The following is a 26,568-nucleotide window of genomic DNA, read 5'->3' as shown; positions in this document are numbered from 1 at the left end:
TCAATGAAATACTTTTTATCAGTCTTATTGCTGTGTTTTGCACTTGCGGTAAGTGCCCAGGAAAAACAACAACTCACCGGTAAAATTAAAGCCGATAGTATTGAAGCGCCCATTCACATTATCAATTTAACCCAGGAGAAAGGTAGCGTAAGTGATAAAGCGGGAAATTTTAATATTGAAGTATCAGAAAATGATTTATTACTCATTTCTTCGGTCCAATTTCAGCGGAAAGAAATTAAGATTACTTCTGAAATTCTTAAAGAAGAAACACTAAATATAGAATTAATCCCCGCCCTTACCGAACTCGATCAGGTAAGGGTTCATAATCTTAGCGGAAATCTCGGAGAAGATATTGCTGATATAAAGGTAATAGATATGCCGGTGATAAGTGTTGCCCCGCCACCCATAAATTACATTCCACCAAGAGGTACGCCCAATGCGGCTTTCGATAACACCCAGGCCGGAAGGACTATGAAAAACGGACTTAACTTCAAATCTATAGGAAGTCTAATTACCGGAAATAAGAATTTTGGGAACATTGGGAGTAAAAAGAGGGTGAGCCCGAAAGCCAGTCAAATTGATTTTGTTAAAAACGTACGTAGTAAATTTGATGATTATTTCTTTTCTAATCACCTTAAAATAGAAACTTCACATATTTATAATTTTCTTGTCTATGTTTTTGAAAAAGGAATAAATGAAAGTTTGATTAGGGATCAAAATGCTTTTGAACTTGCTATTTTTCTTGAAAATGAAAGCATTGCGTATTTAAAACTTATTGGGGAATAGATGAAAAGCAGCTTCTTTCTTATATTTCTGCTCATTTTTTCAACCCATTTGTTTTCCCAGGAAAGTATAATGCTCAAGGGAAAAATACTTGCCGATTCTATTGAAGCTCCAATCCACATTATAAATATTACAGCTGAAAAAGGAACGGTAACCGAAGCAAGTGGGGAATTTTCGGTTGAGGTAAGTGAAAATGATTTGTTATTATTTTCGTCGGTACAATTTCAAAAAAAAGAAATCCTGATTACTTCCGAAATTTTATCCTCTGGTTTATTAGAAATCGAATTACACAAAGATCTCACAGAGTTAGATGAAGTAAGACTTCATCAATTAAGTGGAAACCTTGCAAATGATATCGATGATATTAAAACTTTTGACCCAAGGATTATTGGCTTTGCCCTTTCAGATAAAGAACCTTTAAGTATTGAAGAACGTAAATTGGCTGCCATGAGTAGCCCTATGGATCCTGTCGGGCTCATTTACGGAGCGATTTCGGGAGAAAATAAAAAACTCAAAAAAGCTATAGAAAATAACAGATTAAGCACACTGGTTTATAAGGCCAGAGAATTTGTTCCCGATGAATATTTTACTGAAACCTTATTTTTACCCGAGAATAAAATTATGGATTTTCTCTACTATTGTAGTTTAAAGCCAAATTTTAAAGAATTGGTCAATAAAAACGACCCTCTGGTTTTAATGGAATTCCTAAAGGAAATGGTCCCGAAGTATAATGAGTTTATCGAGGAATAAAAGTTCGTTTCTGTTAGTTTTTGTGCTAATTGCTGTTTCAGCTTTTTCGCAAGAGAAAACAATTTTATCTGGCCAGATAATTACGGAAGAACCTCTTAACTCGCCGGTTCATATTATTAATGTTACAAGGCAAATAGGTGGTGTAAGGGAACTTTCAGGTCGTTTTTCTGTAGAAGTAAATATTGGAGACTCTTTAGTTTTTTCTTCGGTTCAATATAGAAAGAAAACAATTGTAGTAAGTCGTGAAAAACTTCAGCAAAACAATTTTACAATTAAACTAGAGGAAGATCTTACCGAATTAGATGAGGTAAAACTTCACAATCTATCCGGGAATTTAGGCAATGATATTTCAAGAATAAAAATTTTTAATAAATTCGATTTAAATGCGCCAATGGCCAGGAAACCGCCACCTTCACAGGTAGAAAGGCAATTATTTACGGCTACCACAGGTCCTGGAGGTAGCAGGCTTTCTATTTTAGGTGCGTTAACCGGCACAATTCCATTAGATCCCGTTATAAATGCCATTAGTGGCAGGACGGCGTGGCTAAAGAAAAGAAAAGCAAAGGATGAATTTAAATTTACTATTGAAAAAGCGATCTATTTAATTTCTGAAAATACTTTAATTGAAGACTTCGAAATCCCGAAGGATGAGGTGATGAATTTTGTGTATTATTGTGCTGAAAATTACGATTTGGAAATTCTGCTGGAGAATCCTTTAGAATTGTACGAGTTTTTTAAATCCAAATCCGTTGAATTTAAAGCTTTAAGTGCTTTGGATTAATATTTGTTATAGAATAGAAAAAGATCAATGAGAAAGATAAGCTTAATCCTGGCTAGCTTTTTTTTGCTTTCGGCATTTAAGTCTGGCGCTCACGAGTTTTACCTAAGCGTTACTGAGATTGAATACAATAACGAGGAGCAAAGTTTGCAAATTATAACCCGTGTTTTTATAGACGATTTTCAGAATGTTTTAAATGAACGTTTTGATGCCGATATTCAGCTTTCACAGGAAGCGGAAGAAGGAGCAGTTGCCGAAAATATTTCAAAATACCTTGGGCAAAAATTAAGATTAAATGCCAATGGTGAAGACCTTCAGCTAAATTATCTGGGGAAAGAATACGATGCCGATCAGTTGGTACTTTATATTGAAGTTGAAAATGTAGCTTCTTTCAATCAAATTGAAGTTACTAATGAAATCTTAACCGATCTTTTTGACGACCAGAAAAACGTGGTGCACGTAAAAGTAAATGGAAAAACCAAAAGTTTATTGCTTATGCGGCAACAGGAAACAGAAAAACTCACTTTTCCTTGAGGAAAAACTAATTAAAATAATTATTTTTAGCAATCTTTAAATTAAAACAGAATTGATGAATAAATTAAGACTCTTAAGTTTCGCTTTGGTGATGCTTTTTGTAAGTGGTGTTCAGGCCCAGGATTCGGAAGCCGAAGAACAGCAACCAAAACAGGAAGGTCACGAAAATAATAATAAGTTTAAACAACTTTATAAAACCTTCGCAACTCCAAACCAATACCGAACCGGTGCCGGATCTCCCGGGGAAGCCTATTATCAAAACCAGGCCGACTATAAAATGGATATCGTTTTAGACGATAAGAATACCCGTTTAGATGGTGAGGCCGAGGTCACATACTATAATAATTCTCCCGATAAATTAGAATATTTGTGGGTGCAATTAGACCAGAATGTTAGAAAAAAGGATGCGCCGGCTTTAGAGCGAAATCCTAGTGGAATGAGCCCTGTGGCCACTCCTCAGCGTTTTGTAGATCAGCATATGGAAGATTCTTTTGATGGTGGTTTTAATATTGTTGGATTAACCCACGATGGAGATAAATTAAATTATACCATAAATCAAACGATGTTAAGAATAGATTTAGAAGAGGCTTTGGAGCCCGGTGAATCTTTTGAGTTTGAAATGAAATGGTGGTATAATATTAACAACCATATTACCGATAGGGCAAGAAGTGGTTATGAGCACTTTCCGGAAGATGGGAATAATGCTTATGTAATTGCACAATTCTTTCCAAGAATGGCGGTTTACAACGATGTGGAAGGCTGGCAGAATATGCAGTTTTGGGGCAGTGGTGAGTTTGCACTACCTTTTGGTGATTATGAAGTAGATATAACCGTTCCTGCAGATCACATTATGGAAGCTACAGGAGAACTTCAAAACCGTGATGAGGTTTATACCAAAGAAATGATGCGTCGTTATGAGCAGGCCAAAAAATCTTACGATGAACCTGTAATAGTTAGGACTCAGGCCGAAGCCGAAGAAGCCGAAAAGTCTTTTTCTAGCAAAACCAAAACCTGGAAATATAAAGCCGATATGGTTAGGGATTTTGGATTCTCTACTTCAAGAAAATTTATTCTTGATATGATGGCTACAGATGTTATGGGTAAAGATGTAATGGCGGTTTCCCTTTATCCAAAAGAAGGAAATCCACTTTGGGAAGAATGGTCAACAAAAGCCGTGGCCAGTACTCTAAAATCGTATTCAGATCAAACTTTTCAGTATCCATACCATAAAGCGGTTTCCGTTCACGCAAGAAATCAAGGGATGGAATACCCAATGATTTGCTGGAATTATGGCCGTCCCGATGAGGATGGGACATATTCCGATAGGGTTAAATTCGGGATGATAAGTGTAATTATTCACGAAATTGGGCATAACTTTTTCCCAATGATCGTAAACAGTGATGAACGCCAGTGGGGTTGGATGGACGAAGGTTTAAATACTTTTAGCCAGTATCTAGCCGAGCAGAAGTTTGGTGAAAAATATCCAGAAGCTATTGGTCCGTTAGAGCAGTATCCTTCTCGAAGAGGGATTCCAGCGAAAATTGTTCCTTATATGAAAGGAAATCAAAAGTATATCGCACCAATTATGTCTAACCCGGAGAATGTTTACCAGTTAGGAAATAATGCCTACGGGAAACCGGCTACTGCCTTAAATATTCTTCGTGAGACTGTAATGGGACACGAGCTTTTTGATTACGCCTACAAAACATTTGCTCACCGCTGGATGTTTAAACATCCAACTCCTGAGGATTTTTTTAGAACCATGGAAGATGCTTCAGCAGTAGATTTAGACTGGTTTTGGAGAGGATGGTTCTATACTACGCACAATGTAGATATGGGAATTAAAGAAGTTCAAAAACTTTATATTACTGATAATGTAACAGAGAAAGGAAAAGAATTTTTAGAGCGTTATGGTGCAGATCCGGAGGAAATTGATGCAATTTACGTAGTAGAAGAAGGTAGTGAAGAGTTTGATGAAAGCCTGAAAGGTAAATCTGTTTTAGAAAATTCGCCTACTCTAAAAGAGTACGTAATGGATAATTTTTCTGAAGAAGAAAGAGCAAAATTAAAGGATCCTAAATATTTCTATCAGGTAACCTTTGAAAAACCAGGAGGAATCCCAATGCCTTTAATCGTTGAATTCACTTATGCCGATGGTTCTACAGAAATGAAAAGATATCCGGTACAACTTTGGAGAATGAACGATGAGGTAGCGACAAAAACTATTGCAACCAATAAGGAAATCGTGAAAATGGTGGTAGATCCAAACCTTGAAACAGCAGATGTTGATGTAAGCAACAATACCTGGCCAAAAGAGGAAACAACCAGTAAATTTGAAGAATTCAAAGAGAGTCTGGGAAACTAAAATAAATTAAGCCGACTTTTAACGAGTCGGCTTTTTTTATGCTTAAATTTGTGGCTATATTTGTTTTGCTATGAACATCATACCTCTTTTTATTAGTGGTGCCGAGATTGCCTTTATCCTGTTTATTTTGGTAATGGTTTTTGGTGCCGATAAAATTCCTGACATTGCCCGCGGAATGGGAAAAGGAATGAAAATGCTTCGTAACGCATCCAACGATATCAAGACCGAAATTCAGAAAAGTGCTGAAAAACAAGGTATAGATACTGATATTTCTAAAGATGTAAGAGGTGAAATTGATAAAGTGAAGGAAGATATTGATGAAATCACCGGTTCGGTAAAACGTAGATTTTAATCAGTTTTATGTTAGAACAGCTAAAACAATGGGATCGCGAGCTGTTTGTATATCTTAACGGACTGGGAATTGAAACCTACGATAATTTTTGGATTACCGTAACTACTATCCAAAATTGGATTCCGCTTTACGTGACTTTTTTTATTCTTTATTTTATAGCTTTTCACTGGAAAAAAGCTCTTTTTACCAGTTTATTTATACTTGCTACGGCCCTTTCTACTTATGGTTTTACCAATGTAGTGAAGAACTTTTTTTTACGGCTCAGGCCCAATAACCAACCTGAAATAGCCGATGTGATTAGAATTCTACAAACCCCGGACAATTACAGTTTTTTCTCGGGTCATTCAGCGGTTTCTGCTGCTGCTGCCTTGTTTTTTATCCTATCGATGAAGCATAAGTACCCGTGGATTTGGGTAGTGCTTATTTGGCCTCTCTTATTTATGCTAAGCCGAATTTACGTTGGAGTTCATTATCCCGGTGATGTATTGGTTGGTGCTGCTGTTGGGATTATTTTCGCCATTATTTTCTTCTTAGTGTATCAACGTTCCGGAAAACGCTTTATTTAACCCGCGTTAAAGTTAATCCATCTCGAACAGGTAAAATCACGGTTTCCACACGTTCATCTTCTGCCAGCATTTTGTTATATTTTAAAAGGGCTTGCGTAGATTCGTCATCGGGTTTAACCGGCTCTACCACCTTTCCGCTCCATAAAACATTGTCTGATAATATTACTCCGCCGGGATTCATTTTCTCAATAATTAAATTGAAATATGTGGGGTAATTAGGTTTATCAGCATCAATAAAAACCAAATCGAATTTCGCATTTATTTCAGGAATTATCTCTCGTGCATCGCCAATATATTGTTTAATCCGATTTTCAAAATCTGAAGCCTGGAAATATTTCTGCTGAAAATCTTGTAATTCCTCATTAATATCTATGGTATGCAGCATACCACCTTTGGCCAAACCTTCTGCCAGGCATAAGGCCGAATAACCGGTATAAGTTCCAATTTCTAAAATGCTTTTTGGAGCGACTATTTTTGAAATAATGCTTAGAACTCTTCCCTGATAATTTCCGCTTAACATTCGTGGTTGCAATACCTTCTGATTGGTTTCCCGGTTGAGCTTTGCCAAAAGTTCGGGTTCTTTAGCTGAATGTTCTAAAATATACTGGTCTATCGCTTCAGGAAGAAAATGCATTGGATTTTATTTTTTGTCAAATTTAGAGAAATTAATTGTTCTGATATAGCTGCTTTCAGCTACAAATAGGATATGGTTTTTCAGGAGCGCAAGTCTGTCAATAAATTGTATTTTTACTCTCGAAGTTAGCATAGAATTGCTTCATTGATTTAAAAAATTGAACCACACATGCAATTTAAAAACACGCTTGAATATGCCCGGGAACTAGATTCTCAGGATAAAATATCATCATACCGCGATCAATTTATTTTTCCGCAGCACGAAGGGAAAAAAGTGATTTATTTCACTGGAAATTCCTTAGGCCTGCAGCCAAAATCGGCAAAAAAATATGTAGATGAAATTATGACCGATTGGGCAAACCTTGCCGTAGAAGGTCATTTTTATGCCGAAAAACCCTGGTGGGATTATCACGAACGATTTTCAGAAAAACTGGCAAAAGTTGTAGGTGCTAAATCTAGCGAAGTTACAGTAATGAATACCCTCACGGTAAACCTGCATTTGCTGATGGTTTCCTTCTACAGACCAAAGGGTAAGCGCTATAAGATTATTTGCGAGGAAAAAGCCTTTCCAAGTGACCAGTATATGATCTCGAGCCAGGTTCGTTTTCACGGCTATGATCCAAAAGATACAATTGTTGAAATTAAAAGGCGGCAAGGAGAAAATAATTTTAGAACCGAAGATATTTTAGCGAAAATCAATGAAGTAGGAGAGGAGTGCGCCTTGGTTTTAATTGGTGGTGTGAATTATTACACCGGCCAGGTGCTGGAGATGGAAACAATTACCAAAGCAGGACAAGATATTGGTGCGTTTGTAGGTTGGGATCTTGCCCACGCCGCTGGAAATATTGAGCTTAAACTTAGCGAGTGGAAGGTAGATTTTGCTGCCTGGTGCAGTTATAAATATATGAATAGCGGCCCGGGAAATGCTTCCGGATGCTTTATCAATGAAAAATATCATAACAAAAAAGATATTCCTCGTTTTGAAGGCTGGTGGGGTCACAATAAAGAACGCCGCTTTTTAATGGAGCCCGAATTTCAACCCGAAAACGGTGCCGATGCCTGGCAAATTTCCAATGCACCGGTTTTGGCTTTGGCGCCTTATTTGGCTTCCCTGGAAATGTTTGATGAAGTGGGAATGCCGGCTTTAATAGAAAAGCGAAACAAGATCGTTGCATACCTTGAATTTGTTTTACACGAAATTGATAAGGAAGTGGATAGCAGTTTTGAAATTATTACTCCTGCGAATCAGGAAGAACGTGGTACGCAGCTTTCAGTGTTTTTACACGGGGAAGGCAGGGAATTGTTTAATTATTTAATGAAAAATGGTGTGATAACTGATTGGCGCGAGCCGAATGTAATTCGACTGGCCCCGGCGCCTTTTTATTGTTCTTTTGAAGATATGTATCAGTTTGGACAAATTCTTAAGAAAGGAATCCTTGAATAGCAAATAGAGAAGAGAAATTAGAATTAAAAAAGCCACGAATTCACTAATAATTAGTGAATTCGTGGCTTTTTTAATTTCTAAATTTAGTTTTATTTCACTTCAATATCAGTAAAGAATAACTCAAAACTTCCATCTGGAGATTTATGTGATTTTGAAATTTTTAAGCCCTGAAAATCTTCAAAATCTTCCCAGGTAGTAGGCATTTCCCGCTGGCCATCAGCCGATTTATAGATCCATTCCTCTAATAAATAATCGTCTTTATAATAAACCACATAGGTGTCACCGGGAGTATAACCGCCCTCATCTTTATAAGAAACTTCCAGATAATTCATCTCTTCCTTACTGATTGGTGCTTTTCCGGTTTTTTCTTCAGAAATCTCAGCATCACTCCATGCCATCTGGAATGGAAACAAGAACCAATAGGAATCGTTAATAAACTTCTGGTCTATGTCTTTGTGTTCTTCTGCAATACTATCGGTTCTGGTATACGTGCGGCTAATATCGCCTTCGGTTAGCCTAATCTCATCAGTTTGCGGCTTCCAGGTCCAGGCACGACTGGTCCTTATTGAATCCTGAACCCTTACATTAAAGGTAAATTGAATTTCTTCAACTTCATCAAAATTATTTAATCCGTGGGCTTCAGCGATTTGCTGCTCAATGCTTTTCTCAGCTTCAGTTTCAACTTCCTTCCCAATTTTGGTTTCGTTATTTTTACAGCTAATTAAAGCTGAAAATAGAAAAGTAAAAAGTAGTAGTTTTTTCATTGTGTTGGTTTTCCTTTAAAGATACAAAAAACTGTTTTTATATAGCATTAATGCTCATTCCACCATCAGCTATAATATTTTGTCCTGTAATGTAAGAAGATTTGTCCATCGCCAAGAAGGCAATAATCGCAGCCATTTCACTGGCTTTTGCAACACGATTTAAAGGTGTCCTTTTGATAATGTTGTCCATTCTCTCGCTTTCATTCAAAAGTCCTTTAGTGAGCGGCGTAACCGTAAACCAGGGCGAAACCGCGTTCACGCGAATACCATCGGCGGCCCATTCTACCGCAAAGCTTCGGGTTTGCTGAAGTAAACCGGCTTTAGACATTGCATAAGGAGTGCCGGTACCAACATCTTGCATTGCTGCGGAAGACGCGACATTTACAATCTTTGCATTTCCGCTTTTTTGAAGCAGGGAGTGAAGTTTTCGGCTTAATTCAAAAGGAGCGTTAAGATTAATTTCCATTACTTTTCTGAATTCTTCTTCTGAATAATCGTTTGCTTTTTTTCTAATATTGATACCGGCATTATTTACGAGTATATCCAGTTTTCCCCATTCTTTTTCGATGAAATTAAAAACTTTCTGCCGGTCATCTGCTATAGTAACATCGGCAACCAGGCCGTGTATCTTATTACCGTATTTTTCCAGTTCTTCTAAAACAAGGTCTATATCTTTTTGAGTTCTTGAAGTGAAAAGTACTTCAGCACCCAGCTCTAGGAACTCCAGAACAGCAGCTTTCCCAATTCCTTTAGTACCACCGGTTACCAGCGCGCATTTGTCATTCAGGTTCCACATAGTTGTTTTTTAAATTCGAAGATAAGATTTACTTAATAAATGAGGCTTTAAATGGTAGGATGCTTTATATACAAAATCAAAAAACCCTTTGAGATCTCAAAGGGTTTTTCTGATTCGATTAAATTATTAATTACAGACGGCGTCCGGTTAATAATTTATACAATATTAGGATTACTGCTACTACAATAAGTATATGGATAATGCTTCCTAAGTCTGGAAATGCAAAGTATCCAATGAGCCATCCTATTACTAATAATACTACGATAAGCCATATTAAATCTCTCATATTGGTTGGTTTTGTGTAGCTAAGCTACTTTGGTTAATGGTTTATACTTGTTAATAAATAACTCTCAATTTTTAAAGAGTGAAGAGCATAATATTTTAATTTTTAGCTGTCTACTCTGTACTAAGTAAAGTTGATTCTTAGTTCTAAACGAATTTAGAGAATAACTGATTTGGAATAATATCTTTTAACTAGTGTTTAACTCGAATGTTAAAAATTTTCAGGATTCTGAATTATAGAATTTGCTCGTTCTTTTATTCTAAATAGTTCATTTTCAGACTTTTTATCCAGCATATTGAGCATCATGGCCATTCTGCGATTATTTTTAAAAAATTCGCGTTTATCATCTAAAAAATTCCAGTATAAGCTATTAAACGGGCAGGAATTTTCTCCGGTTTTTTTCTTTACATCATAAACACAGCCTTTGCAATAATTGCTCATTTTATTGATGTAAGCTCCACTGGAAACGTAGGGTTTGGTCGCTACAATCCCGCCATCGGCAAACTGACTCATTCCGCGTGTATTGGTTATTTCTACCCATTCTATGGCATCGATGTAAATTCCAAGGTACCAGGCATCAACTTCATCGGGATGGGTTTGAGTAAGTAGCGCATAATTTCCGGTTATCATTAAACGCTGAATATGGTGTGCATACGCGTTATCCAGGCTTTGCTGAATGCTATGCTTCAGGCAATTCATTTTGGTATTGGCATTCCAGTAGAATTCTGGTAATTTATTCTGATTATCAAGCTTGTTTGTTCGCCTGTAACCGGGCATTTCTTTCCAGTAAATTCCACGCATATATTCCCGCCAACCAAGAATTTGTCTTACAAAACCTTCTACCTGAGAAAGATCTATTTCATCCTGATTTTCTCTCCAATGACTAATCACAGAATCGATAACCTCTTTAGGATGTAGCATTTTAGTATTTAATGCAAAAGATAAACGGGAATGGAATAAATAAGCCTCATCGGTGTGTAACGCATCTTGAAAATCCCCAAAATGAACAAGCAGATTTTTACAGAAATAATTTAAAACTGAAAGGGAATCTTCCCGGCTGGTTGGCCAGTTGAATTTTTCAGGGTCAATGTTTCCAATACTCTTGATCTCTGCTTTTTTAATCTCCCGGACTATTTCTGAAACATCTTTTCTAAATCCGCGTTCGTGAGGAATTTCAGGATTTCCGGTCCATTTCTTACGGTTGGATTTGTCAAAATTCCATTTTCCACCTTCAGGATCTTTGCTGTTTACCATAAGTACTTCATATTTCTTCCGCATATCGCGGTAAAAATACTCCATGGTCATTTGCTTTTTTCCTTTGTAAAACCTGGCAAGATCATCTCTTGAAGTGAGAAAATGTTCAGTATCATAAACTTCAGAAGCTATAGATAATTCTTTGCAGAAATCTTTTAGCTGTACATCGAGCCGGTATTCATCGGGAAGTTGGTATTCAAATTTCTCAATTTTATGTTCAAAAATTAGGCTGTTCAGGTTTTCGGGTAAAGTTTGTTTATTGCTGCTATCGTTGATTTTAAGGTAGATTACTTCTTGCTCACGTTCTTTTAAATATTCAGAAAAATTCCGCATCGCGCTAAAAAATCCCGTTATTTTCTGAATATGATGAACCACATAATCTGTTTCCTGCCGCATTTCCATAAAAACATAAAGCAGATTATCCTGTTCTTCTTTAAACCAACTATGCTGATGATTGAGTTGATCGCCTAAAATTAATCTTAAAGTCTTTATTCTTTCAGCCATAACTCCTGAAATTTTTGATTTGAATCATAGCGTTCTGCCTGGCTTTTAATATTGAATTTTCTATCGCGTGGATCATTGCCAACTCCGCTGTTGTACATCCAGTTTCCCCAGTTACTGTGCACATCATAATCTATAAGCAAACTTTCAAAATAAGCGGCGCCAACCCGCCAATCCTGTTTTATTTCTTTGGCCCAGTAACTGGCTACATTTTGGCGGCCGCGATTACTCATAAAGCCGGTTGCTGCAATTTCTTTCATATTAGCGTTTACAAAAGATTCTTCGGTTTTTCCGGAAATCCATTTTTCACGTGCTGCTTGGTCGGTTTTCCATTTCAGATCCTTATCCAAAATTCCTCCAATCTTGAAGATCTTATTCCTGTGTTTTAGGGAAATGAATTTAAAATAATCTCGCCAGATAAGTTCAAAAATAAGCCAGTAGGTATCTTCGTTTTTGGTGATCTCTTTTTGAAATTTTTGAATTTCCCAATAGATTTGTTTTGCTGAAATACTCCCGTTAGCAAGCCAGGCCGAAAGTTTGGAGCTATAATCTTCACCGATTAATCCATTTCGGGTTTGTTTGTATTGTGCTAAATTTTGTGTTTCCCAGAAATATTGCTGAATTCTCTTTTTAGCCTGATTTTCACCACCTTTAAAAGGAAAAGCAGTTCGTGGATCCAGTCGGAAATCCTCAAAACCCAATTGCTGCAGATTGGGAATTGCAGTCTCATTTTGTAGATTGAAGTTTTCCTCATTTAATGGCTCTGGAGCCGGTGTGCAATTTCTTACCGAAACTTTGGCTTCACACTTTTTTCTGAAATTGGTAAAAACTTTCGGTATTTCACTAAAATCGGAATAAGGAATATCATCAGAATGAAATAGAAACTGATCGTAATAAGTTTGAAACTTGATATTTTTAGAAATGCTTCTTTTTACTTTAGAGATCAAGTTTTGCTCTTCGCTGGTCCATTCTTTCTGAAGATAAATAGTTGAAATGGAATGTTGCTGAAGAAAGTCCGGTAATTTTTTTTCAGGTTTTGCGTGATCAATAAATAACGGAATGTTTAAAGCAGTGAGATTTTGTTTTAATTCGGTTAGCGTTTCTATCAGGAACTTCGCGCGAAATTTACCGGTCTTTTTAAACCCGAATTCAGTCATTTCAAACTGCCTGGGATCAAAAAAATAAATGGCAATTACTTGTTCGTTCTCTTTACAGGCCTGTGCTAAAGGTAAATTATCCTCGGTGCGTAAATTGTTTTGAAACCAGACTAATCCTGTACTCATTATTTATTTCTTCTGCATTTTTCACTACAGTAAATTACCTCTTCCCAATACTTCTCCCATTTTTTACGCCACTTAAAAGGTCTTTTGCAAACGGGACATATCTTTTCTGGCAAATCGGCTTTTTTTACCGTTTTCATCAATTAGTCTTCTTTCTTAAAAAACGACTTTATTTCTTGTCCCGGCCTGGCGTAATGAAAGCGGTCTAAAAGGTTTGGAAGCGCATATCCGTCTAAACCATTTATCGCCACGGTTTCCGCATCATCAAGTCGTAACCAGCCATCTAGCGACTGTATGCCTTCATCGAAATAAATATGTTCAATGGCACCAATTACCATTACCGTATCATTTTCTTTAATAAAATATTCATTTACAAATTTGCATCCCAATTTTACCGTAGACTGTTTTACATAAGGCGCATAAAAATTATCAAGGTATTCTTCTTCCAGACCTGTCTTTTGAAATTCAGAAATTTCTTCTTCGTATTTTGCTGCAGTTTGGTGGGCACTTTCAATCATATCTTTCTGGATATGATTTACCGTAAAATACTTGTTTTCCTTTATATTTTTATAGGTGTTTCTCGGTACCTCTTTAGTAGGGCGGGTAATAAAACCAAGTAGTGCGGGATTGCTGCCCAGATGTGTAACTGAACTAAAAACCGCCACGTTAGCCCCTTTTTCTGCAGATTTGGTAGCGATAAGATTAGCCGATTTGTAGCCGGTAACACTATTAATAAGGTTTAAACGGAAAAGCTTTTCCATATCCACTATTTCTTCTGAAGTAATATGTTGCATAGAATTGGTTTAATAAAAAAGGTGACTAAAACTAAAAATGCCTTTTCCAGACAAATTTATGTTTTAGCCACCTAAGGAGTATAATCATTAGCTTTTCTTTATAAATTGATTAGCCTTGATTTTCCAGTTTATTTATTCTCATTTCGTATTCTTCCATAGCCTCACGAACCGCATCTACATTGTCTGAAGATTTTTGGTGGGCTTCGTTCATAGCTTTCTCCAACTCTTTGTCTGGGTGTTGAAACAAATCGGTAATCACGTGGTTTATCTTATCGATAATACTTTCCTGGCTATTTTTAATATCTTCCAGTTTATTTAATGTAGACCTCATTTGCTCAATTTTCGACTCATCCATATTTGTTACATTTTTTTTGGTTCATCATTAAAAATACATTTTTCCTGATAAAATAAAAGTTCAATTAACCTCCTTTTAAGGAGATTTAATCTAAAATTATGAATTTTTCATCTTAGATTTTTCAGCATCATATCGCGGATAATCGGTATAACCCTTTGCTCCGGGTGTATAGAAAGTGTCTTCATCCCAATCGGCCATCGGCGCATTTTTAGCAAAACGCTCCGGTAAATCGGGATTAGAAATAAACAGTTTAGCATACGAAACCATATCGGCATTTCCTTCCTTGATGACTTTATTTCCCGATTCCTGATCAAACCCGGCATTAATTATTAAATTTCCTTTATAAATAGGGCGGTAGTGTTTCGCTATATTTGATTCCAGATAATCTATTTCACTTACATCGGTAAAAGGTTCGGAAAGATGTAAATAAGCCAGATCGTAGGCGTTTAATTTTTCAATAATATGATCGAAGGTGGGAATTGTTTCTTCAGAAGCAGTGATACCAAAAGCATCATTCAGGGAGGGGTTTAATCTTACACCAATACGATTCTCCGGCCAAACTTCACTTATCACTTCCAGTATTTCAAAAAAGAAGCGCACCCGATTTTGAATATTTCCACCGTAATCATCGGTTCTTATGTTAGCATTTTTGTTGAAAAACTGATGAATTAAATACCCGTTTGAAGAATGAATTTCAACTCCGTCAAACCCGGCTTTCTTGGCATTTTCGGCAGCGTGTTTAAAGTCCTGAACTGTTTGTTTAATATCGGTTAGGCTCATAGCCTGGGGTTCTACTGTATCCTCAAAACCATCTGAAGTGTATGCCTGAGTATTGGGATTTACGGCACTTGGCGCCAAAGGTTTTTCCCCATCGTGAAATTTAGGATGTGAAATACGCCCGCAATGCCATAGTTGCAGGAACATTTTCCCATCGTTTTTGTGAACAGCCTCAATTACTTTTTCCCAACCTTTAACCTGATTTTCAGTATAAATCCCCGGTGTATTTATATATCCCGTGGCAGCTTTAGAAATTTGCGAACCCTCAGATATTATTAGTCCGGCGCCGGCGCGTTGTGCATAATATTCAGCGTGTAACTCAGTAGGTGCCTTTTCTTTATTATCGGCGCGGTTACGCGTCATTGGAGCCATAATTACCCGGTTTTTTAGTTCCATGTCACCAATTTTAACCGATTTTAATAAAGCTTGATTTTCAATCATAATTTAAGTTTTTTATTCACTAAATGAGAATTAGAATATTCAGCCAATGATGTCAAATATTTTTTCGCTTGAATAAGCCTGAAAGCTTAGTTCAAGCTAGTTTTCTATTAAATTTAAGGCAAGCAATGCGTAAGTGCTGTTAATTAAATGATAAATAGGTTTTTCTTAAACCCTTTAGAACCGCTTAAATTCAGTATAAATAAGTATTTTCGTAACTTAAAAACTGCATTTTCTCAAAGCTATTTTTCTATCTTCAAGAAGATGCACAGCAGGCACTTTATGCAAACACCTAAAAAAATCGCCATTGTTGGCTCAGGATTGGTTGGATCTTTACTCGCTATTTATCTTAGAAAAGCCGGACATCAAGTTGAGGTTTTTGATCGAAGAAAGGATATTAGAAAAGTAGAATTTTCCGGTCGTTCCATAAACCTGGCGATGTCTAATCGCGGCTGGAATGCTTTAAGAGCGGTTGGCATAGAAAAGGAAATAAAGAAATTAGCGCTCCCTTTAGATAAAAGAGCGATGCACGTTAACGATAAACCGCTTTATTATCAGAAATACGGAAAAAATGAGGAAGCTATTTACTCGATTTCCCGTGGCGTTTTAAACCGAAGAATGATTACCCTGGCCGAAGATGCCGGAACAAAATTTAGGTTTGAAGAAAAAGTTTGGGATATAGATATGGCTGCCGCCAGATTATATACCGGGGAGAGTGAAAAAGGAGAGTGGAAAGAATATCAGTTCGATCTTATTTTTGGAGCCGATGGGGCATTTTCCAGAGTTCGGCATAAAATGCAAAGACAGAGTAGGTTTAATTACTCGCAGCACTTTATAAACGTAGGCTATAAAGAATTAAGTATCGCCCCAAATGAAGATGGTAGCCATAAAATGGATAATGCCTCTTTCCACATTTGGCCTCGCGGGGAATTTATGCTTATTGCCATGCCTAATTTAGATGGTAGTTTTACCTGTACTTTATTTATGCCTTTTGAAGGTGAAAACTCCTTTGAAAGCATAAAAACCGAGAAAGATGCCGATTTGTTTTTTCAAAAACACTTTCCGGATATAAGCCACGAGATTGAAAATTTGAAAAGAGATTTCTTTAAAAACCCTACCAGTAGTATGGTGACCATTAAATGTTTCCCCTGGTCTTATTGGGAAAAAGTGACTTTGGTTGGAGATTCGGCGCACGCTATTGTACCATTTTATGGGCAGGGAATGAATGCCGGTTTTGAAGATATTCTGGTTTTGAGCCAGAAAATGGAAGAACATGGAGACGATTGGGAACGTATTTTTGAAGAATATCAAAATGCCCGTAAACCCAATACCGATGCCATTGCAGAGCTTAGCTATCGGAATTTTATAGAAATGAGCAGTAAAACTGCAGATCCCGATTTTTTATTGCGGAAGAAAATTGAAAACTGGTTCTCTAACAAACACCCTGAAACCTGGGTGCCTTTGTATTCCAGGGTAACTTTTTCTGATAAGCCATATGCTGAAGCTTTAGCGATTGGAGATTATCAGCGAAAAATTATGGATGAGGTGATGAAGATGCCGGAAATCGAAACGAACTGGGATTCTACTGAAGTTGAAAATAAAATTCTTAACTTGCTGGATAATAAACCGGTTTTTTCAGTCTAATTTATCTTCAAACTCAGGTTCAATATTAAGGCTTTCATAAACACCTTCCATTGTTCTGTGATCTTCGGTTAAAACTACCAGCATATCATCGGCTTCAATAACTGTGTTTCCGTTTGGAGTGATAAATTGATCGTCCCTGGAAATCATTGCAATAATCGCTTTCTTCGGAAATTTTAATTCTACAATTCTTTTCCCTACCGAATGGTTTTGTTCCGGAATATTAATTTCCCTCAAAAAAGATTTAGCACCATCGGCCATAAACGCGTCTACCGGCGATTTTTGTTTGGCCTGCATCGGTAAGGCGACGTGTAACCATCTTGCTACAACAGATAATGTGGTTCCCTGAATTAGTACCGAAGATAACGATACAAAGAATACAATATTAAAGATCATATCGGCTTTTTCAATTCCGGCAAGTAGGGGATAGGTGGCAAATACAATGGGCACAGCTCCCCGAAGTCCAACCCAGGAAATATACCAACGCCGGCGCATCTTCATTTTAAAGAAAATTAAGCTTAAAAATACGCCCAGTGGTCTTGCTATAAAGATCAGGAAAACGGAAATAAAAATTCCCACGCCAATAACCGGGACGATATGTGACGGATAAACCAGCAATCCTAAAGTAAGGAACAGCACAATTTGCATTAACCACGCAAGTCCATCAAACATTCGCATAATGGTCTTTTTGTGGATAATATTGTGGTTTCCAAGGTAGACGGCACTTAAGTAAACTGCTAAAAATCCGTTACCTCCAAGAGCATCAGTAGCAGAAAATATTATAAACATTAAGGCAATGGCGAGTACAGGATATAAACCTTCAAAATCCAGATGAATCCTGTTGATTACAAGTCGGCTCAATTTTCCGAAAATAAACCCAAGAGCGGCACCAATTAAGATTTGCTGAAGAAACAACGGAATTATGCTATAAATGCTTTGGTCCTGATTCACTACTAAACCTAAAAAGGCAATAGTTAGAAAATAGGCCATAGGGTCGTTACTACCACTCTCCAGTTCCAGGGTTGGCCTTAAATTAGATTTTAACGCGAGATTCTTAGCCCTTAAAATAGAGAACACCGCTGCGGCATCTGTAGATGAAACAATGGCACCGAGCAACAAACCTTCATAGATTGTAAAATCTGTAATAAACCAAACAAAGACACCAACACTGACTGCAGTAAATAAAACGCCGAGTATAGAAAGGGAAATTCCCTGCCACATCACGGGTTTAATGGTTTTCCAGCTCGTATCAAGTCCACCGGAAAATAAGATAAAATTAAGGGCAACAATACCTATAAACTGGGCAAGTTGGGGGTCGTTGAAGTAAATACCTCCAATTCCCTCTGAGCCTGATAGGATTCCTACCGCGAGGAAAAGTATTAATGTTGGTACACCAAATCGGTAAGATGTTTTACCGGCCAGAATACTAATAAATAACAATAGAGAGCCTATTAAAAGAATATTTTCTATTGTTATGCTCATTCGTTTTCTGTTGTTTTACTCAATATGTGAGCTTTAAAATTTTACGAGGGTGACTCCAAAAGTTAATGGTTTTGGATTTTAAATTTTGCGACCTGTCCTAAAAAGTATTTTCTGCTGTAAAAATACATATTCGGCCCTATTAAATAAAGCCGAATATATTTATTATTAAAAAGCGTTTAGTTAGAACAAATTTACCCAAAGATTAATGTGAATTATCTTTGAGAATTTCGGGAAATTTTTCTTTGAAGCGATTCAATCTTGGAATAGAAACCTTTTGAATATAGGGGTTGTTAGGATTATTCTTTTCGTAATTCTGGTGATAATCTTCAGCTACCCAGAATTTTTGAAAAGGTAAAATTTCGGCAGCAATAGGCTCTTCATAATTTTTTGCTACTTCATTTTTTACCTTATTGATGATATCTTTTTGCTCCTTATTTTGATAAAATATAATAGAACGGTACTGAGAACCAATATCTGGCCCCTGCCCATTTACCTGGGTAGGATCTTGAGAACCAAAATAAACCTCTACCAGGGTTTCAAAACTCACTACTTCTGGGTTGTAAATAACTTCTACGGCTTCAGCATGACCGGTTCTTCCGGTGTTGCTGGATTCGTATGTAGGGTTTTTAGTATGCCCGCCCGCGTAACCGGAAACCGCTTCTTTTACGCCTTCTATACTTTCGTAAATAGCTTCTACACACCAAAAACATCCGCTGGCGAAATAGGCTTTTTCATAACCGTTTTCTGCGGGAACTTCCACAGGATCGGCATTGGCTATTTCGGGTTTGGTAACTGTTTTTTGCTGGGCGTTATTTCCGCAGGAAATTAATAAGAATATAAACGTAGGTAAGAAAAATCGTTTCATTTAATTATTGTTTTTTATAAGTTCCTTCAAGTGTTTTTTTGCCATAAATAGCATAATCTACAGCGAGTTCTCCATTTATATAAAAACCTTTCCAATCTAACTCCATATTTCCATTTTCTCCTGGGCTCAGTATAGCGATAGGATTATTGGTATCAAAATCTTCCCAGGGGAGATCTTCGTTGGTATTTCTATTTGATGGACTTACGAAATAGATATCTATTTCATTTCCGGTTTTTGAGAATCTGGCATTTATATACATTTCATCTTCTGAAAGGCATAATACAGTATTCTTGTTTATATCTAATTCTAAACAATAACAGCTACAATTAGCATCACTTTCATCCGTTTTTACATAGAGGGTGCCGGGAGTAATTGCTAAAGAAGATTTTTCCGAATCGTTTGCACCTGTATTGGGAGATTCTAAAGTTTCTTTTTCTGTCTTATTATAGTCTGAATTGGGTTTTGAAGCGGAATCTTCAGCACTGCGCTCAGAAAGGCCATTATTTTCAGTTTGTTCAGTTTCGAAATCAGGCTCGCTTTCCTGGTCTTTATCATCATTTTTGCAGGATACCAAAATAAAAATTAAGCAAAGTAAGATTGCATAAAATTTCATAATTGAGGGTATTAGTTATTTGAAATAAAGGTAGCTCTAAAATAGATTAATAATGTGAAAAGCTTGTTAATCAATAAAAAACCTAAATTTTCGATATAAGAGCTAGTTGAAAAATGAAACAGATTTTTAAATTGAAATATTTAATTTATTGAGAGAAACTTATAAAAATTAACAAAATTTAATAGATTTACATAAACAATAATTAGACGAGATAATTAATGACAAAAGTAAGACCCTCTAATAGAAAACTTTAAACAAGATTATATGTAAAAAAACAACCCCAAAGTCGGGTATACGAAAGTGTAAATCGACATAAAACAAGATAGTAATCAAGTACATCTTGTTTCTTTATTACTGAAAAATAAACTAATCAATTTTATACCAAAATCTAAATGAAAAATATTACGAAATTATTTTTAGGGATTTTTATATTTACAATTACATTGCAATCCTGCAGTACAGAATCTGAAGAAAATGCTACTGTCCAGGAGCTGGAACAGGAATTGGCTTTAGAGAATGACGGCGTTCTTAAAATTCAATCGGCCACCTACATTTTTAAGAAATCCGGTGAAACCGCTAAATTTCTTAGTGACAATTGGGATTTTAACTTCAAATTCGTAAATGAATTATCATATGATGCAACGTCAACTAACAAGCACGCTATTGAAGGTTTAATGATAACTAATCCCAATACCGATGAATATATGGTATTTTCAAATTTTGAAGAATTAAAAAACGGCTTCTTAAAATTTGATGCAGAATTAAGTACTGGCGAGGTTCTCTCTTCAGTACTGTATAAGCCGGGCAAGGCTAATGCATCTTTAAACAAATGGCACGGAGACCCTATGTTAGAAGAACCTTCTCCCGTAATAGGAGCTATGATCGAAATGTCTCAACAAGCTGTTGTAAAACAATGTAGAGCTGCATCTGAAGTTTGTTCTAATACAAATGGAGTTCCTACGGTTGCATTAACGAATGGAAAAGGATGGTTCACTGCCATTGAAGCCTGCTCTATAGAATGCCATGACTAATATTTGAAACAATAAATTTATAAAATAAAGGAAGAGGCTGTCTCAAAAGATTAGTCTCTTTTTTATTTTATGACAATAACTCAAAAATAAAAAACCGTCTAAAAAGTAATTTTTAGACGGTTTTTAGATGATTCTTTAAGCTCGCTTTTAAACCTTAGCGAAAAGATTTTGCATTTTTTCCTGCTCTTCTTTAGCAAGTTCTTCGTCTACCAGGATCCTCCCACTGTGCTCATCGGTAATGATCTTTTTTCTACCGGCAATTTCCATAATTACCTGTGGCGGAATAGTAAAGTAAGAACCTCCGGAAGCTCCACGTTCTACGGGAACAATAGCAAGTCCGTTTTTAACATTGGTTCTAATTCTTTTATATGCATTAACAAGACGATCTTCAATATTCTTCTCGAATTCAGCAGATTTTTTGATTAGTGCCTGTTCTTCTTTTTCAGTTTCGGCCAGGATCTCGTTAAGTTCACTTTTTTTGTGTTCCAGGTGTTTTTTCCTTTCTTCAAGACGCCCTTTTGTTTGCTCGATAACCTCTTTTTTCTGCTCAATTTGAGCGCGGTATTCTTTGATGTGTTTCTCGGCAAGCTCTATTTCCAATTCCTGAAACTCAACTTCTTTGCTAAGCGCATTAAACTCGCGGTTGTTACGCACGTTTTTTTGCTGCTCAGCATATTTCTTCATGGTCACCTTAGACTCATCAATAAGATTCTTCTTGCTCTTTATGTCGTTCTCGATTACCTCAATATCGGCATCCATTTTATCCAAACGCTTGCTCAATCCGGCTACTTCATCCTCCAAATCTTCCACTTCCAGCGGAAGCTCACCGCGTACGTTCCTTATTTCGTCAATTCTGGAATCAACCAGTTGAAGGTCGTACAACGCTCTTAACTTGTCTTCTACAGTAACATCGTTCTTTTTTGCCATAGTTATATATACTTGATTGGATTGGTGTTTGTCTCTCCTAAAATAAGTGCAAAATTACTAATTTTTTTTGTAAGATAAGAATGTAATAAATCTTTTGTGTATTGCTCACTTTCATAGTGACCAATATCGCCTAAAATGAGGTCTTTATCTGCTTTATAAAAGTCGTGGTATTTTAGGTCGGCAGTTAGATAAATATCGGCCCCGGCAGCTTTTGCCTGGTTAATAGCAAAACTTCCGCTACCTCCCAGAACTGCTACTTTTTTAATTGGTTTTCCTCGGAATTCAGAATGTCTAATACATCCACAATTGAATACATTTTTTATACGTTTTAAAAAGCTTTTTTCATCTTCTGGAGATTCTAATTCTCCTATCATTCCCATTCCCAAATGTTGATTTTCATTCTCTAAAGCGCTTACCTCATACGCTACTTCCTCGTAAGGGTGAGAGCTAAAAAGTGCCTGAAGCAGCTTTTTTTCTAAGTGAGAAGGATAAATAAGTCCGATTTGGGTCTCCTCTTCAAGATGAACTTCCCCTCGTTTTCCAATTACGGGATTAGCTTCTTCATTAGGTTTAAAACTTCCTTCTCCTTTTAAATTGAAGCTGCAATTATCATAATTGCCAATGCTTCCTCCACCGGCATCAAAAAGAGCTTTTCTAACCTCTGCAGCCTGTTTATTCGGAACAAAAGTGGTAAGTTTCTTTATACTGTTTTTACGCAGAATTAATATCTGCCGGTTTTTAAGGCCTATCTTTTCGCAAATCATATCGTTTACACCTTTATATTGATTATCCAGTGCGGTGTGAATGGTATAAATGGCGATATCGTTTTTAATTGCTTTAATTACCGTTCTTTCTACATAGTCTTTTCCGGTAAGTTTTTTTAAACCCGAAAATATAATTGGATGGAAACTAATAATGAGGTTGCAATTTTTATCAATGGCCTCGTCTACCACAGTTTCCAAAGTGTCTAAAGTGATAAGCGCACCGCTTACAGTAGCGTTCTTATCGCCCACCAAAAGACCTACATTATCAAAGTCTTCGGCGTAAGCAGAAGGTGCAAATTCTTCAATTATATCAATAACTTCTTTTACAAGCATCTTGTTTTTCTGTTTTTATAAACGTAGCAGGTTGCTTTTTATTAATTTCGTAGTAGTTGTAATTTCAGCCCAACTTCAAATATAATTATTATAGCCCGCCCTGTATGAAGATTTTACGAAAAATGCTACTTCCCTTTGCTTTATTGTATGGATTTATCACGTGGAGCAGGAATTTGTTTTATAACTCCGGAATTTTGAAATCTAAAACCTATGATTTTCCTGTAATTTGTGTTGGAAACTTAAATACTGGAGGAACCGGAAAATCTCCAATGATAGAATATTTGCTGAAACTTTTACTACCCGATTTTGAGGTGGCAACGCTAAGCCGTGGTTATAAGCGAACTACTAAAGGCTATAAGGTATTAAGCGGAAATGAAACCGCAGCTGAAGTAGGAGATGAGCCTCTGCAATTTAAAAGAAAGTTTAAAGAAGCGCTTATTGCTGTAGATGCCGATAGGCAACATGGGATTGAAAAACTTCAGCAGGAAAATGCTGAAATAATTTTACTGGATGATGCTTTTCAGCATAGGAAAGTTAGAGCTGGGCTCAATATTTTACTTACCACTTACGGCGATCTCTATGTGAACGATTTTATGCTGCCTACAGGGTATTTGCGCGAGCCCACGGTGGGTGCAGACCGGGCAAGAATAGTAACTGTGACTAAGTGTCCGCCAAAACTTACTAAACCAGAAATGGAAACAATCCGGCGTAAACTTAAATTACAGAACTATCAACAACTTTATTTTAGTTTCATTGAGTACGATGAAGAAATAATTTCTGAAAGCAGTAAGGAGAAATTAACCATCTTAAAAGATAAAAAACTTACACTCGTTACAGGAATTGCAAATCCAAAACCGCTTACAAATTATTTAAAGGAAAAAGGACTTGATTTTAAACATTTGGCTTTTAAAGATCATCATAATTTTACTGCAACTGAATTGGCGCAATTAAAAAAAGAACCACTGCTTTTAACTACCGAGAAAGATTACGTTAGGCTAAGAGAGAATTTTAAAAATGAACAGTTATTTTATTTGCCGGTAAAGACTGCATTTCTATGTAAAGAAGAAGAATTCAGGCAGGAGATACTGAATTTTGTGCATAAAAAATGAGGTGAATTCACACCTCATTTTTATTTTGGCTAATTCAAACTATATATGTTTATTCTTCGATATATAATTCAATTAACCCAGGATTTACAAAGTGCGTGCCATAGGGTTAAACGGCGTTTTCCTTAATAGCTAATTGCCTGTTAATTTTAAGGAAGAACTCTTCAGTTTTGTATGGTTTAGGGATAATGTCACTAAAGCCATTCAAGAAGAATTCTTCGAGGTTATCATCTAAAGTTACCGCGGTTAGAGCAATTATAGGAATTTCAGAATTAAATTTTCTAATCTCTTTCGTGGCTTCAATACCGCTGATTCCAGGCATATGAATATCCATAAGAATAAGATCGTAATCTTTTTCCTTGGTTTTTTCTATGGCAATGGTTCCGTTATCGGCCACTTCACATTTAACCCCATGTTTTTCCAAAATCTTTCGGGTAATCATTTGATTTATCTTATTATCTTCAACAATAAGAATGTTTTTGCCTTCTAATTTATCTTCTGCCGGTTCATCTTCAATTCTAGGACTATTGTTAAGCATATTTTCAACCTCTTTGGCTTCAAATTTTAACTGAAAAGCAAATGTAGAACCTTTGCCCAGATCACTTTCTAACTTTATTTCACTGCCAAGCAAACTAAGTAAGTTTTTTACAATAGAAAGGCCTAGTCCAGTACCACCAAATTTGCGGTTAATTTGCGTAGATCCCTGGGTGAAATTTTCAAAAATGGCTTTTTGCTTTTCTTTACTAATTCCTTCCCCATTATCTTTAATTTCAAAATCCAGTAGAACAATATTTCCTTCACGGCTGTTTTTAGTAACATTGATCCATATATCGCCGTCTTCGGTGAATTTTATAGAGTTTCCGATTAGGTTTATAAGAATCTGGGAAATTTTTAAAGGATCTCCTTTTAGTTCCTGCGGAATAGAATCATCGTAATTAAAATGAATTTCGGTATTTTTCTCATCGGCTGAATTTTTTAGAGCAACCAGCACATCTGATATTCGCTTTCTAAGATCAAAAGAAGCTTCCATAATCTCTACTTTATTAGCTTCCAGCTTGTTGAGATCTAATATATTATTGATGAGTGAAAGCAGGTATTCCCCGGAAAATTTAAGCGAATTAAGATGTTCTTTCTGATTTTCGGTAGGGCTTTCTTCCAGCAATAAATGGGTGAGGCCGGTTACAGCGTATAAGGGTGTTCTTAATTCGTGGGTTATGGTAGAAAGGAATTGTGCTTTAGCCAGGGAAGCTTTTTCGGCGTTTTCTTTGGCCTTTGTTAATTCAGTATTTTTCTTTTGCAGCAGTTCGTTAGCGCGCGCCCTTAAGTTATTATTCTTGTAAAGGGAAAGGGTTAAAAGTGATAAAATAGTAATAAGCGCCACACTAAGAATTGTGGTAAGTTTATTAACCTTTAAATTCCTTTCCTGTTCTGCATTTTGTAGGCTTAATTCGTTTAAGCTGCTTTGTAATGCATCTACACCGTATTTAGCATTCATCTCTTCGGCGAGTATTGCATTATTCATAGCAATAATAGAATCCTTACGGGCAAAACTTTTTTGAAGAAAGACTAATGAAGATTCAAAATCCCCGGTTTCTTCATTTATTTGGCTCAGTAGATTATTGGCAGTCATAATCATCCCACCAAAATTTTGAGCATAAGCAATATCGAGAACCTTTCTACTATTTTCTTCGGCCAATTCGTAATTTTCCAATTCTAAATGGGCACGAGCAGTATAGTAGTAAAGTCGCGAAATTTCATATAGTTTTTTAGAATCAGAGATTCTATTTTTTGCTCTCTGAAGAAGGTTAAGTGCCTGCCCAGGCTGATTTTCAGTATTTAGAACTATAATTGCCCGGTTTAAATCTATGATTCCCAGGTATACTTCGTTATCCAGTTTTAGATAGATCTCTTCTGCGAGATTTAAATAACGATCGGCTCTTGTTTTATCGAGTTGAGCCATAAAAATTTTGGCGAAATTCACATAACTATAAGCCAAACCTTCCTGATCGTTAATTTCTCTTTGAATGGAAATTGCCCGTTGTAGTTCAGTAATTGCTTTATCAAAATCGTGCCTTAAATAGTAAAGTTTGGCGAGAATACTACTGGAAAGGGCAATAGCACGTTTGTCGTTTATTGATTTTGAAAGTTCCAGGGAAGAATTTAGTTGTTCGATAGCATTATCAAAATCCAACATATTTACAGAAACTTCAGCATCATTCAATAATTGCTGAATTTTGTCATTTGCAACCGGAGTATCTTCAGTGTGATTTAACTGTAGTGCATACGAAAGATTGCACCAAAATGCGAAAAGTAGTATAAAGGTAAAGTTCTTCATTCGGGAAATTCAGCTAAACGCTTA

At 36.4% G+C, this 26,568-nt stretch carries 27 protein-coding genes; 11 read left to right on the top strand and 16 right to left on the bottom strand.

Annotated features, from left to right (window positions below):
* Positions 1-3: 3 nt before the first annotated feature.
* The 7 genes from LB465_RS07975 to LB465_RS07945 all read left to right on the top strand — a co-directional run bounded on the left by LB465_RS07975 (position 4) and on the right by LB465_RS07945 (position 6,128).
* Complete coding sequence (locus tag LB465_RS07975) at positions 4-786, top strand: peptidase associated/transthyretin-like domain-containing protein (protein WP_224469029.1); 783 nt, start codon at positions 4-6, stop codon at positions 784-786.
* 69 nt (positions 787-855) lie between these two features.
* Entirely contained in the window at positions 856-1,533 is a 678-nt protein-coding gene (locus tag LB465_RS07970) for a carboxypeptidase-like regulatory domain-containing protein (protein WP_224469026.1), read from the top strand.
* Positions 1,514-2,314: a carboxypeptidase-like regulatory domain-containing protein gene (locus LB465_RS07965; protein ID WP_224469023.1), complete on the top strand. Its 801-nt coding sequence runs from the start codon at positions 1,514-1,516 to the stop codon at positions 2,312-2,314. The genes LB465_RS07970 and LB465_RS07965 overlap by 20 nt, the downstream gene beginning before the upstream one ends.
* A gap of 27 nt (positions 2,315-2,341) precedes the next feature.
* The gene (locus LB465_RS07960; protein ID WP_224469020.1) at positions 2,342-2,845 is read left to right on the top strand and encodes a DUF6702 family protein; all 504 of its coding nucleotides are present in this window, start codon (positions 2,342-2,344) and stop codon (positions 2,843-2,845) included.
* 55 nt (positions 2,846-2,900) lie between these two features.
* Entirely contained in the window at positions 2,901-5,210 is a 2,310-nt protein-coding gene (locus LB465_RS07955) for a M1 family metallopeptidase (RefSeq protein WP_224469018.1), read from the top strand.
* A 70-nt stretch (positions 5,211-5,280) separates the two neighbouring features.
* Positions 5,281-5,562, top strand: coding sequence for a Sec-independent protein translocase subunit TatA/TatB (locus LB465_RS07950; RefSeq protein ID WP_075326198.1), 282 nt, complete (start codon positions 5,281-5,283; stop codon positions 5,560-5,562).
* 8 nt (positions 5,563-5,570) lie between these two features.
* The gene (locus LB465_RS07945; RefSeq protein ID WP_224469016.1) at positions 5,571-6,128 is read left to right on the top strand and encodes a phosphatase PAP2 family protein; all 558 of its coding nucleotides are present in this window, start codon (positions 5,571-5,573) and stop codon (positions 6,126-6,128) included.
* On the opposite strand, the gene LB465_RS07940 is transcribed toward LB465_RS07945, so the two are convergent.
* A complete protein-coding gene (locus LB465_RS07940; RefSeq protein WP_224469013.1) occupies positions 6,121-6,762 on the bottom strand; it encodes an O-methyltransferase in 642 nt (213 codons plus the stop codon). The genes LB465_RS07945 and LB465_RS07940 overlap by 8 nt on opposite strands.
* Before the next feature lie 168 nt (positions 6,763-6,930).
* On the opposite strand from LB465_RS07940, the gene kynU reads away from it, so the two are divergent.
* Positions 6,931-8,205: a kynureninase gene (gene kynU, locus LB465_RS07935; protein WP_224469011.1), complete on the top strand. Its 1,275-nt coding sequence runs from the start codon at positions 6,931-6,933 to the stop codon at positions 8,203-8,205.
* A gap of 89 nt (positions 8,206-8,294) precedes the next feature.
* Here the strand turns inward: kynU and LB465_RS07930 are convergent, their stop codons facing one another.
* The 9 genes from LB465_RS07930 to LB465_RS07890 all read right to left on the bottom strand — a co-directional run bounded on the left by LB465_RS07930 (position 8,295) and on the right by LB465_RS07890 (position 15,450).
* On the bottom strand, positions 8,295-8,969 hold the full coding sequence (locus tag LB465_RS07930; protein WP_224469008.1) for a hypothetical protein: 675 nt from the start codon (positions 8,967-8,969) through the stop codon (positions 8,295-8,297).
* A gap of 37 nt (positions 8,970-9,006) precedes the next feature.
* Positions 9,007-9,765 (bottom strand): SDR family oxidoreductase, encoded by a 759-nt coding sequence (locus LB465_RS07925; protein WP_224469006.1) that lies wholly within the window; start codon positions 9,763-9,765, stop codon positions 9,007-9,009.
* A 130-nt stretch (positions 9,766-9,895) separates the two neighbouring features.
* The gene (locus tag LB465_RS07920; RefSeq protein WP_224469004.1) at positions 9,896-10,051 is read right to left on the bottom strand and encodes a lmo0937 family membrane protein; all 156 of its coding nucleotides are present in this window, start codon (positions 10,049-10,051) and stop codon (positions 9,896-9,898) included.
* A gap of 207 nt (positions 10,052-10,258) precedes the next feature.
* Positions 10,259-11,806, bottom strand: coding sequence for a cryptochrome/photolyase family protein (locus tag LB465_RS07915; RefSeq protein WP_224469001.1), 1,548 nt, complete (start codon positions 11,804-11,806; stop codon positions 10,259-10,261).
* On the bottom strand, positions 11,791-13,086 hold the full coding sequence (locus LB465_RS07910; RefSeq protein WP_224468999.1) for a DASH family cryptochrome: 1,296 nt from the start codon (positions 13,084-13,086) through the stop codon (positions 11,791-11,793). Before LB465_RS07910 ends, LB465_RS07915 begins: the two co-directional genes overlap by 16 nt.
* A complete protein-coding gene (locus LB465_RS07905; RefSeq protein ID WP_224468997.1) occupies positions 13,086-13,223 on the bottom strand; it encodes a DUF2256 domain-containing protein in 138 nt (45 codons plus the stop codon). The genes LB465_RS07910 and LB465_RS07905 overlap by 1 nt, the downstream gene beginning before the upstream one ends.
* A 3-nt stretch (positions 13,224-13,226) precedes the next feature.
* Positions 13,227-13,877: a flavin reductase family protein gene (locus tag LB465_RS07900; RefSeq protein WP_224468996.1), complete on the bottom strand. Its 651-nt coding sequence runs from the start codon at positions 13,875-13,877 to the stop codon at positions 13,227-13,229.
* Positions 13,878-13,986: 109 nt separating this feature from the next.
* Positions 13,987-14,232 (bottom strand): hypothetical protein, encoded by a 246-nt coding sequence (locus tag LB465_RS07895; RefSeq protein WP_224468993.1) that lies wholly within the window; start codon positions 14,230-14,232, stop codon positions 13,987-13,989.
* Between the two features lie 96 nt (positions 14,233-14,328).
* Positions 14,329-15,450, bottom strand: a complete 1,122-nt coding sequence (locus LB465_RS07890) for an alkene reductase (RefSeq protein ID WP_224468991.1) — start codon at positions 15,448-15,450, stop codon at positions 14,329-14,331.
* Between the two features lie 279 nt (positions 15,451-15,729).
* Between LB465_RS07890 and LB465_RS07885 the strand changes: the two genes are divergently transcribed.
* Positions 15,730-17,091 (top strand): FAD-dependent oxidoreductase, encoded by a 1,362-nt coding sequence (locus tag LB465_RS07885; RefSeq protein WP_224468988.1) that lies wholly within the window; start codon positions 15,730-15,732, stop codon positions 17,089-17,091.
* Here LB465_RS07885 and LB465_RS07880 read toward each other — a convergent pair.
* The 3 genes from LB465_RS07880 to LB465_RS07870 form a co-directional block, all read right to left on the bottom strand.
* Positions 17,083-18,570 carry a potassium/proton antiporter gene (locus tag LB465_RS07880; protein WP_224468985.1) on the bottom strand — a complete coding sequence of 496 codons (1,488 nt, stop codon included), beginning with the start codon at positions 18,568-18,570 and terminating at the stop codon, positions 17,083-17,085. The genes LB465_RS07885 and LB465_RS07880 overlap by 9 nt on opposite strands.
* Positions 18,571-18,772: 202 nt before the next feature.
* The gene (msrA, locus tag LB465_RS07875) at positions 18,773-19,435 is read right to left on the bottom strand and encodes a peptide-methionine (S)-S-oxide reductase MsrA (protein ID WP_224468983.1); all 663 of its coding nucleotides are present in this window, start codon (positions 19,433-19,435) and stop codon (positions 18,773-18,775) included.
* Between the two features lie 4 nt (positions 19,436-19,439).
* Positions 19,440-20,048 (bottom strand): hypothetical protein, encoded by a 609-nt coding sequence (locus LB465_RS07870; protein WP_224468981.1) that lies wholly within the window; start codon positions 20,046-20,048, stop codon positions 19,440-19,442.
* A gap of 392 nt (positions 20,049-20,440) precedes the next feature.
* On the opposite strand from LB465_RS07870, the gene LB465_RS07865 reads away from it, so the two are divergent.
* Positions 20,441-21,079, top strand: a complete 639-nt coding sequence (locus LB465_RS07865; RefSeq protein WP_224468979.1) for a hypothetical protein — start codon at positions 20,441-20,443, stop codon at positions 21,077-21,079.
* 147 nt (positions 21,080-21,226) lie between these two features.
* Here the strand turns inward: LB465_RS07865 and LB465_RS07860 are convergent, their stop codons facing one another.
* Both LB465_RS07860 and LB465_RS07855 read right to left on the bottom strand, forming a co-directional pair.
* Entirely contained in the window at positions 21,227-22,006 is a 780-nt protein-coding gene (locus tag LB465_RS07860; protein ID WP_224468977.1) for a zinc ribbon domain-containing protein, read from the bottom strand.
* A gap of 2 nt (positions 22,007-22,008) precedes the next feature.
* Positions 22,009-23,103 carry a Nif3-like dinuclear metal center hexameric protein gene (locus tag LB465_RS07855; protein ID WP_224468975.1) on the bottom strand — a complete coding sequence of 365 codons (1,095 nt, stop codon included), beginning with the start codon at positions 23,101-23,103 and terminating at the stop codon, positions 22,009-22,011.
* A 104-nt stretch (positions 23,104-23,207) separates the two neighbouring features.
* On the opposite strand from LB465_RS07855, the gene lpxK reads away from it, so the two are divergent.
* Positions 23,208-24,212 carry a tetraacyldisaccharide 4'-kinase gene (lpxK, locus tag LB465_RS07850; RefSeq protein ID WP_224468973.1) on the top strand — a complete coding sequence of 335 codons (1,005 nt, stop codon included), beginning with the start codon at positions 23,208-23,210 and terminating at the stop codon, positions 24,210-24,212.
* Positions 24,213-24,318: 106 nt separating this feature from the next.
* Here the strand turns inward: lpxK and LB465_RS07845 are convergent, their stop codons facing one another.
* Positions 24,319-26,544 carry a response regulator gene (locus LB465_RS07845; protein WP_224468971.1) on the bottom strand — a complete coding sequence of 742 codons (2,226 nt, stop codon included), beginning with the start codon at positions 26,542-26,544 and terminating at the stop codon, positions 24,319-24,321.
* Positions 26,545-26,568: the final 24 nt, after the last annotated feature.

Origin of the sequence: Salegentibacter lacus (assembly GCF_020164555.1) — a bacterium.
GTDB classification, from domain to species: Bacteria; Bacteroidota; Bacteroidia; order Flavobacteriales; family Flavobacteriaceae; genus Salegentibacter; species Salegentibacter lacus.
Note: the sequence above shows the minus strand (reverse complement) of the source record. Positions and strands in the feature narration are given on the sequence as shown.